The 7,715-nt window shown below is 65.3% G+C and carries 10 protein-coding genes; 9 read left to right on the top strand and 1 reads right to left on the bottom strand.

All coding sequences use genetic code 11. The features are described 5' to 3' along the window. The first annotated feature begins 139 nt into the window (after window positions 1-139). The 7 genes from ruvC (at window position 140) to AKL29_RS46820 (ending at window position 5,323) form a co-directional block, all read left to right on the top strand. Window positions 140-667 (top strand): crossover junction endodeoxyribonuclease RuvC, encoded by a 528-nt coding sequence (gene ruvC, locus AKL29_RS19615; RefSeq protein WP_050385251.1) that lies wholly within the window; start codon window positions 140-142, stop codon window positions 665-667. Further along, a complete protein-coding gene (gene ruvA / locus AKL29_RS19610) occupies window positions 664-1,281 on the top strand; it encodes a Holliday junction branch migration protein RuvA (RefSeq protein ID WP_050385250.1) in 618 nt (205 codons plus the stop codon). The genes ruvC and ruvA overlap by 4 nt, the downstream gene beginning before the upstream one ends. Then, window positions 1,278-2,327 carry a Holliday junction branch migration DNA helicase RuvB gene (gene ruvB, locus AKL29_RS19605; RefSeq protein WP_050385249.1) on the top strand — a complete coding sequence of 350 codons (1,050 nt, stop codon included), beginning with the start codon at window positions 1,278-1,280 and terminating at the stop codon, window positions 2,325-2,327. Before ruvA ends, ruvB begins: the two co-directional genes overlap by 4 nt. A gap of 229 nt (window positions 2,328-2,556) precedes the next feature. Continuing rightward, the gene (locus tag AKL29_RS19600; RefSeq protein ID WP_050385248.1) at window positions 2,557-3,474 is read left to right on the top strand and encodes a metallophosphoesterase; all 918 of its coding nucleotides are present in this window, start codon (window positions 2,557-2,559) and stop codon (window positions 3,472-3,474) included. A 74-nt stretch (window positions 3,475-3,548) separates the two neighbouring features. Further along, window positions 3,549-3,998: a tol-pal system-associated acyl-CoA thioesterase gene (ybgC, locus tag AKL29_RS19595; RefSeq protein WP_050385247.1), complete on the top strand. Its 450-nt coding sequence runs from the start codon at window positions 3,549-3,551 to the stop codon at window positions 3,996-3,998. Between the two features lie 181 nt (window positions 3,999-4,179). Next, window positions 4,180-4,647, top strand: coding sequence for a nuclear transport factor 2 family protein (locus AKL29_RS19590; RefSeq protein WP_050385246.1), 468 nt, complete (start codon window positions 4,180-4,182; stop codon window positions 4,645-4,647). A 199-nt stretch (window positions 4,648-4,846) separates the two neighbouring features. Continuing rightward, window positions 4,847-5,323, top strand: a complete 477-nt coding sequence (locus tag AKL29_RS46820; RefSeq protein WP_050385245.1) for a hypothetical protein — start codon at window positions 4,847-4,849, stop codon at window positions 5,321-5,323. A gap of 87 nt (window positions 5,324-5,410) precedes the next feature. Here AKL29_RS46820 and AKL29_RS19580 read toward each other — a convergent pair whose 3' ends face one another. Continuing rightward, the gene (locus AKL29_RS19580; RefSeq protein ID WP_050385244.1) at window positions 5,411-6,055 is read right to left on the bottom strand and encodes a glutathione binding-like protein; all 645 of its coding nucleotides are present in this window, start codon (window positions 6,053-6,055) and stop codon (window positions 5,411-5,413) included. 93 nt (window positions 6,056-6,148) lie between these two features. Between AKL29_RS19580 and AKL29_RS19575 the strand changes: the two genes are divergently transcribed. Together AKL29_RS19575 and AKL29_RS19570 are read left to right on the top strand one after the other, a co-directional pair. Continuing rightward, a complete protein-coding gene (locus AKL29_RS19575; protein WP_050385243.1) occupies window positions 6,149-6,808 on the top strand; it encodes a TetR/AcrR family transcriptional regulator in 660 nt (219 codons plus the stop codon). A 90-nt stretch (window positions 6,809-6,898) separates the two neighbouring features. Next, on the top strand, window positions 6,899-7,552 hold the full coding sequence (locus tag AKL29_RS19570) for a dihydrofolate reductase family protein (RefSeq protein WP_050385242.1): 654 nt from the start codon (window positions 6,899-6,901) through the stop codon (window positions 7,550-7,552). Window positions 7,553-7,715 lie beyond the last annotated feature (163 nt).

Raw genomic sequence — 7,715 nt, 5'->3', positions numbered from 1 at the left:
GCCGCGGCGTACTGGATCCCCCGCTTTCGCGGGGGATGACGAGCCGAGGCTGGGCGATGGGCCGAGCCGACCGCGACGGAGGCGGGGATGAGCCTCCGTTTGTGTTTCGTTCTCCCGGTGCAGGCGGTATCACTACCTCATGACATCCCAGCCGATTCGCTCTCCCGTCCGCATCATCGGTATCGATCCGGGTCTCCGCCGCACCGGCTGGGGGGTGATCGAGACCGAAGGCAATCGTCTCGCCTATATCGCCTGCGGTTCGGTCGAGCCGCCGGACGATCTGCCGCTGGCAAACCGGCTGCTCGCGATCCATGAGGGGCTGGCCGCTGTGCTCGCCGACCACAGACCGGTGGAGGCGGCGGTCGAGCAGACCTTCGTCAACAAGGACGGCGTTGCCACGCTGAAGCTCGGCCAAGCACGCGGCGTCGCCATGCTGGCGCCCGCAATGTTCGGTATCTCGGTGGCCGAATACGCGCCGAACCAGGTCAAGAAGACTGTGGTCGGCGCCGGACATGCCGAGAAGAGCCAGATCCAGGTGATGCTGAAGATCCTGCTGCCGAAAGCCGAGCCGCCGTCCGCCGACGCCGCGGACGCGCTCGCGGTCGCGATCACCCACGCCCATCACCGCCAGAGCACCGCGCTGCGGCTCAAGGTGGCGAACCTATGATCGGCAAGCTGAAGGGCCTGATCGATTCCTATGGCGAGGACTATGTGATCCTCGACGTCGGCGGCGTCGGCTATCAGGTGCATTGTGCGAGCCGCACGTTGCAGGCGCTGCCGTCGCCGGGCGGCGCTGCCGTGCTCTCGATCGAGACCTATGTCCGCGAGGACCAGATCAAACTGTTCGGCTTCCGCAGCGATCATGAGCGCGAATGGTTTCGCCTGCTGCAGACCGTGCAGGGGGTCGGCGCCAAGGTCGCGCTCGCGGTGCTCGGCACGCTGCCGCCGACCGATCTCGCCAATGCGATCGCGCTACGCGACAAGGCGGCGGTGGCGCGGACGCCGGGGGTCGGGCCGAAGGTCGCCGAGCGCATCGTCAGCGAACTGAAGGACAAGGCGCCGGGCTTCGCCGATGTCGATCCCGCGGTGGTGCATCTGTCGGGCGCGATCGACAACAACCGCGCGCCGCGCCCGGTGACCGACGCGATCTCGGCGCTGGTCAATCTCGGCTACGGCCAGCCGCAAGCCGCTGCCGCCATCGCCGCCGCCTCGCGCAGCGCCGGTGAGAGCGCCGAGACCGCGCAGCTGATCCGGCTGGGCCTGAAGGAATTGTCGAAGTGAACACGCCCTCGCGCATGGTCTCGCCCGAACGCCGCTCCGACGATGTCGGCGACACCGCGCTGCGGCCGCAGTCGCTGACGGAGTTCGTCGGCCAGGCCCAGGCGCGCAAGAATCTCTCGATCTTCATCGAGGCGGCGAAGAAGCGCGGCGAGGCGCTCGATCATGTGCTGTTCGTCGGTCCGCCCGGCCTCGGCAAGACCACGCTGGCGCAGATCGTCGCGCGCGAGCTTGGCGTCGGCTTTCGCGCCACCTCCGGCCCTGTCATTGCGAAGGCCGGCGATCTCGCGGCGCTGCTGACCAATCTCGAAGAGCGCGACGTGCTGTTCATCGACGAGATTCATCGCCTCAGCCCGGCGGTCGAGGAAGTGCTCTATCCCGCGATGGAGGATTTTCAGCTCGACCTGATCATCGGCGAAGGTCCCGCGGCGCGTTCTGTGAAAATCGAATTGTCGAAATTCACGCTGGTCGGCGCGACGACGCGTGCGGGGTTGCTCACCAATCCCTTGCGCGACCGCTTCGGCATTCCGATCCGGCTCAATTTCTACACCGAGGAAGAGCTGGAGAAGATCGTCACCCGCGGCGCCCGCGTGCTCAACATCGGCATGAGCCCCGACGGCGCCAACGAGATCGCGCGCCGCGCCCGCGGCACACCGCGCATCGCCGGCCGCCTGCTGCGCCGGGTGCGCGACTTTGCCTCCGCCGCCGATGCCGATTCCGTCGACCGCGGCATCGCCGACCGCGCGCTGAGCGCGCTCGAGGTCGACAGCGCCGGGCTCGATGCGATGGACCGGCGCTATCTCACGACCATCGCCCTGAACTATGGCGGCGGACCGGTCGGCGTCGAGACCATGGCGGCGGCGCTGTCGGAGCCGCGCGATGCGATCGAGGACATCATCGAGCCCTATCTGATCCAGTGCGGCTATCTGCAGCGCACTCCGCGTGGCCGGCTTCTGACCTCGCATGCCTTCCGCCATCTCGGCCTCGCCGAGCCGAACCGCGACCCCTCGCAGTTCGGGCTGTTCGGCGGCAACAGCGACGAGGACTGACGCGTGATCCGGAAAAGGGCGAAGCGGTTCTTCATGCTCAAAGGCCTCCGCTCCCGAAGTCGTGAAGAGACGTGTTGATGCAGCGCGTCGCACTTGCCGGTAACCTTGGCCGCTGACGGCATCTCTACAGGCCGTCTGCACAAACGCGGCCCAATTTCGCTCCAATCAAAGGGCCTATGATAACCCAAAGTGTTTTCGACAAGCGCCAGGCATCACCGATCACACGTCCATGATTTCACGTCGTCATTTTCTGCGCGGGTTCGGCGGGTTGACCGCCGCCACCGCTTCGACCGCGGCCTATGGCTTGAGCGAGCCGGTCGTCCGCCTCGCGCTCACGCGCTACGATCTGTCGCCGCGGCAATGGCCGGCGGACTTTCCGCTCAAGATCGCCGCACTCGCCGACATCCACGCCTGCGATCCCTGGATGTCGCTCGATCGCATCGCAGAGATCGTGGAGCGGACGAACGCCCTGAACCCCGACATCGTCGTGCTGCTCGGCGACTATGTCGCGGGGCTGCGCCACGTCACCCGCTTCATTCCGGCCTCCGACTGGGCCGCGGTGCTGAAGGGCCTGAAGGCGCCGCTCGGCGTGCACGCCGTGCTCGGCAACCACGACTACTGGGAAGACAAGGCGGTACAGCGCTTGGGGCGCGGCATCCCGCTGGCGCGCCGCGCGCTGGAGGGAGCGGGGATTCCGGTCTACGAGAACGACGCGGTGCGGCTCGCCAAGGACGGCCGTCCGTTCTGGCTCGCCGGTCTCGGCGACCAGCTCGCCTTCATGGCGGCGCGGCCCTATCGCCAGGTCACGCGCATCGGCGTCGACGATCTCAACGCGACGCTCGCCAAGGTCACAGACGACGCGCCGGTGATCCTGCTCGCGCATGAGCCCGACGTCGCGCTCCGGGTGCCCTCGCGCGTTGCGCTGCAATTGTCCGGCCACACCCATGGTGGGCAGGTCCGGTTGCTCGGCTGGTCGCCGGCGGTGCCGGTGAAGCACGGCATGCGGCTCGCCTATGGCCATATCAAGCTGAAATGCGACGTCGTCGTCTCCGGCGGCCTCGGCTGCAGCATCATGCCGTTCCGCCTCGGCGTGCCGCCCGAGATCGTGCAGGTCACGCTCGGCGCAAAGGGGCCGGTGGTGTCCTGAGCGCGCTTGCGTGATCGAGGAATTTGCGCAACACGATTGTTGTTCCCGTTCCGAGGGCAATCGAGGGGCCGCAATTGACCTTACCCCATATCGACGGCGTGATCCGCGATGGCCGCCACCATATGCAGGTCCGTGTCTATTACGAAGATACCGATTTTTCCGGCATCGTCTACCACGCCAACTACCTGCGCTTCATGGAGCGCGGCCGCACCAATCATCTCCGTCTGATGGGCGCCGAACAGAACGCGCTGTTCGAGGAGGCGCAGGAAGAGACTGGCGGCTTCGCCTTTGTCGTGCGCTCGATGACGCTCGACTTCCTCAAGCCTGCGCGGATGGACGACGTGCTCGACGTCGTGACCTGGCCGATCGCCGTGAAGGGCGCTTCCATCATGCTCGCGCAGGAGGTCAGGCGCGGCGATGACGTGCTTGTGAAGGCGCAGGTGCGCGTTGCCTTCGTCAGCCAGGGACGGGCACAGCCGATTCCGAAGGCTATTCGCGCGCTGATGAAGGCCGATCTGGCTTAGAGCGTTTTCGAGCGAAGTGGGTAGCGGTTCGCGTGAAGAAAGCGCGTCAAAATAAGAGGCTAGAGCCCGTTCCGGTATAATCGGAACGGAATAGGCTCTAGCTATTGGCCGATAGGAAACGCCCCATCGACTCTCGGCGGCGCGGCGCTAGATTTGCGTCTCGAACAACGAGGGATCGCCGATGTCACGCCCGCCGCTGCCACCCTTCACCCGCGAGACTGCCGCGCAGAAGGCGCGCATGGCCGAGGACGCCTGGAATTCGCGCGACCCCGTTCGGGTTGCCGGCGCCTATACCGAGGACAGCCGTTGGCGCAACCGCTCCGAGGTGTTTCAGGGCCGCGAGGCGATCGTGGCCTTCCTGACCCGCAAATGGGAAAAGGAGCAGGAGTATCGCCTGATCAAGGATCTCTGGGCGTTCGACGGCAACCGCATCGCGGTGCGCTTCCAGTACGAATGGCACGATGCCGGCGGCAACTGGTTTCGCTCCTACGGCAACGAGCAGTGGGAGTTCGACGAGCACGGCCTGATGCGTCGCCGCGAGGCCTCGATCAACGACATCGCGATTGCAGAGAAGGACCGCCGCTTCCACTGGCCCGCCCCGGGTCCGCGTCCGGCCGACGTGCCGGGCTTGGGGCCGGAGCCGTTCTGATCGGCTCGTAGCCCGGATGGAGCGAAGCGAAATCCGGGGTAGTCTCGCCTGCGGTAATACCGTTCCCGGATTGCGCTGCGCTCCAACCGGGGCTACGGCGCGTTTGTGGCGGCTCATCGAAAACGATTGCGAGTCTCGATGAGGGGCGGTTTATTCTGGTTCGCGTTGCAACCTCACCGCGTCTACCGGACTCCATTACATGCCTATCAAACGTTCTGCCGCCGTTGCGCTCGCAGGCTTCCTCCTCGCGACCGTCTTCATAGCCGTTCCTATCCAGCCAAGTGCAGCGAAAGGTAAAATGCACGGGCCCGAGACATGGGGACCGATCTTCAGGCATCAGGTCGAGAGGTGTTGGCGGAAACCCGTACGCGTCGAAAACGACACCGGGAGCATGAAGACCGAGTTCGTGATCGAGCTGACGCAAGAGGGCAAGCTGGATGGCCAACCTATCCTGTCTTCGGGGAACAGTTCAGCAACATCAGAGTCGGCTCGGGCCTATCAACAGAGCGCGCTCAGAGCGATTGCTGACTGCCAACCTTACACCTTGCCGGCGGAATACTACCATCAGTGGAAGAAGTTCATGCCGGTCTTTACTGATACGCCACTCGATCGCGCAGGGAAGCCTACCGGTGGGGAGCTTGATACTCGCAAGCTTTCAATTTGCCGAGGATGCTGACGCAACACCAAACGGCGCATTTGCGGACGCATCCCCTCACCCCAGCCCTCTCCCCGTGAAAAACGGGGAGAGGGAGCGGAGAGAGCCCTACGCCGCCGCCTTGTGCCGCGCGATCTCGGCCTTGTAGAGTTCGAACTCCTCCGCGATCGCCTTCGCGACCGAGGGCCGGGCGCGCAGTCGTTCGTAGTAGGCCTTCAGCGCCGGCCATTTCGCGAGCTCGATCGGCGGCGTTGCCATGGTCCAGTTGATGACGGTGACGAGATAGGCGTCGGCGACGCTGAAATGATCGAGCAGGTACTCGCGACCCTTCAGGTGGTCCTCGAGATAGTCGAGCCGTGAGACGTATTTCTCCACGGCATAGGTCTTGGCCTCCGGCGGCGCCTTCTTGTCGAGCAGCGGCAGGAACAGGCCCTTGTGCAGCTCGGTGCCGATGAAGCACAGCCATTGATGCAGCTTTGAACGCTCGGCGTTCGACGCCGAGCCGATGCCGGCGCGCGGAAACTGGTCGGCGACATATTGCAGGATCGCGGCGTTCTCGGTCAGCACGACGCCGTCGTCGGTGCGCAGCGTCGGCACCAGGCCGAGCGGGTTGACCTTGTTGAAGTCGGAGCCGTCGGTGCGCACCGCCTTGGTCTTCGGGTCGACCTCGAGATAGTTGGCCGGCTGGCCGGCTTCATAGAGCGCGACGCGGGTCGCCATCGAGCAGGCGAGGGGCGAGAAATAAAGGTCCATGGGTGCCTCCAGTGTCTGGCGCGGGTGTCCGGCCGTTGTTGATTTTTGTACTGTCTTGGATAATATTGATGGCGTCAAGGAATTAAATGCGAAATGGTACAAAAAAATAACAAGCCGCCGTCTGTTGCCAAAATCGCGGCGCCGGTCACCCCGAAGCGCCGCGGGCGGCCACGCGCCTATGAGCCCGATGTCGCGCTCGGCAAGGCGCTCGATCTGTTCCGGCGCGACGGCTTTGCTGCGACCTCGCTCGATGATTTGAGCGCCGCGACCGGCATGAACCGGCCGAGCCTCTATGGCGCGTTCGGCGACAAGCGCGAGCTCTACATCAAGAGCTACCAGCGCTATCGCGACGACGCGCGCGCCGCGATGGTCGACATCTTCCGCGCCGACGCGCCGCTGCGCGAGCGACTCGAGCGCATCTATCGCATCGCGCTCGACATCTATCTCTCCGGCGAGTCCGGCCCGCGCGGTTGCTTCACCGTGATGACGGCGGCGTCGGAGGCGGTGTCGGATCCGGACATCCGCACCATGGTGGTCGAGGGCCTGACCGAGCTCGACAAGGCGTTCGGCATCTGCTTCCGCCACGCCAAGGAACGCGGGGAACTGCCTGAGGGGACCGATCCGGCGTCGCTGGCGCATCTGGCTTCCGCCACCATCCACACCATCGCGATCCGCGCCCGCGCCCGGGTGCCGCGTAAGGAGCTCGAGGCGATCGTGAAGGGTGCGATCGACGTGCTGTGCGGGGCGAAATAGCCGCCGCGAACTTTCTTGCGCAGCAAATGTCGGGCGCTGGCTTTCCCGCCCGTCTTCCGTAAGGTCTCCCACTCACGGAAGCGGAACATCATGGGAAAAGTCAGGACTTCAGTATTCACGGTCTCGATCGACGGATTTGGCGCGGCGCTGAATCAGAGCCTCGAACATCCATTCGGCGTCGGCGGCCTGGCGCTGCCCGCCGCCTGGTTCTTCGAGACGCGAACCTTTCGCGCGATGACCGGCCAGGACGGCGGCACCACCGGGCTCGACGACGAGATCGCGCGCAAGTCGATGGAGGGGATCGGCGCCTGGATCCTGGGCCGCAACATGTTTGGCCCGATCCGCGGGCCGTGGCCGGATCATGCCTGGAAGGGCTGGTGGGGCGACAATCCGCCGTACCACACGCCGGTGTTCGTGCTGACCCATCACGCGCGGCCCGACATCGCGATGGAAGGCGGCACGACGTTTCACTTCGTGACCGACGGCATGCTCGCGGCGCTCGAGCGGGCGCGCGCCGTTGCCGGTGACAAGGATATCCGCGTCGGCGGCGGCGTCTCGGTGGTGCGGCAATTCCTGCAGGCGCGTCTGCTCGACGAGCTGCAACTGGTGCTGCCGCCGGTCGTGCTCGGCGCCGGCGAGAGTTTGTTCGCGGGCCTTGATCTGCCTGCCCTCGGCTATGCCGTCGTCTCGCATGTCGCGAGCCCGCACGCGACCCACGTTACCTTCGCGCGCAAGGCGTCTTAGTCAGCCGTGCATCTTGTCCGTCATTGCGAGCGATACGCGGTAGGATGGATTGCTTCGTCGCTGCGCTCCTCGCAATGACGTTCAAGCGCGATTCCGCATCGCCGGTTTCGTAGCCCGGATGAAGCGCAGCGCAATCCGGGAGCGGTTTGTCCGGCGCAAAGAA

Source organism: Bradyrhizobium pachyrhizi (assembly GCF_001189245.1).
In the GTDB taxonomy this organism is placed as follows: Bacteria; Pseudomonadota; Alphaproteobacteria; order Rhizobiales; family Xanthobacteraceae; genus Bradyrhizobium; species Bradyrhizobium pachyrhizi.
Note: the sequence above shows the minus strand (reverse complement) of the source record. Positions and strands in the feature narration are given on the sequence as shown.

Bases quoted from the DNA above. Each gene is read 5' to 3' on its own strand.
- ruvC (WP_050385251.1), top strand. From the start codon at position 140: ATGACATCCCAGCCGATTCGCTCTCCCGTCCGCATCATCGGTATCGAT.
- ruvA (WP_050385250.1), top strand. From the start codon at position 664: ATGATCGGCAAGCTGAAGGGCCTGATCGATTCCTATGGCGAGGACTAT.
- AKL29_RS19600 (WP_050385248.1), top strand. From the start codon at position 2,557: ATGATTTCACGTCGTCATTTTCTGCGCGGGTTCGGCGGGTTGACCGCC.
- AKL29_RS19590 (WP_050385246.1), top strand. From the start codon at position 4,180: ATGTCACGCCCGCCGCTGCCACCCTTCACCCGCGAGACTGCCGCGCAG.
- AKL29_RS46820 (WP_050385245.1), top strand. From the start codon at position 4,847: ATGCCTATCAAACGTTCTGCCGCCGTTGCGCTCGCAGGCTTCCTCCTC.
- AKL29_RS19580 (WP_050385244.1), bottom strand. From the start codon at position 6,055: ATGGACCTTTATTTCTCGCCCCTCGCCTGCTCGATGGCGACCCGCGTC.
- AKL29_RS19575 (WP_050385243.1), top strand. From the start codon at position 6,149: ATGGTACAAAAAAATAACAAGCCGCCGTCTGTTGCCAAAATCGCGGCG.
- AKL29_RS19570 (WP_050385242.1), top strand. From the start codon at position 6,899: ATGGGAAAAGTCAGGACTTCAGTATTCACGGTCTCGATCGACGGATTT.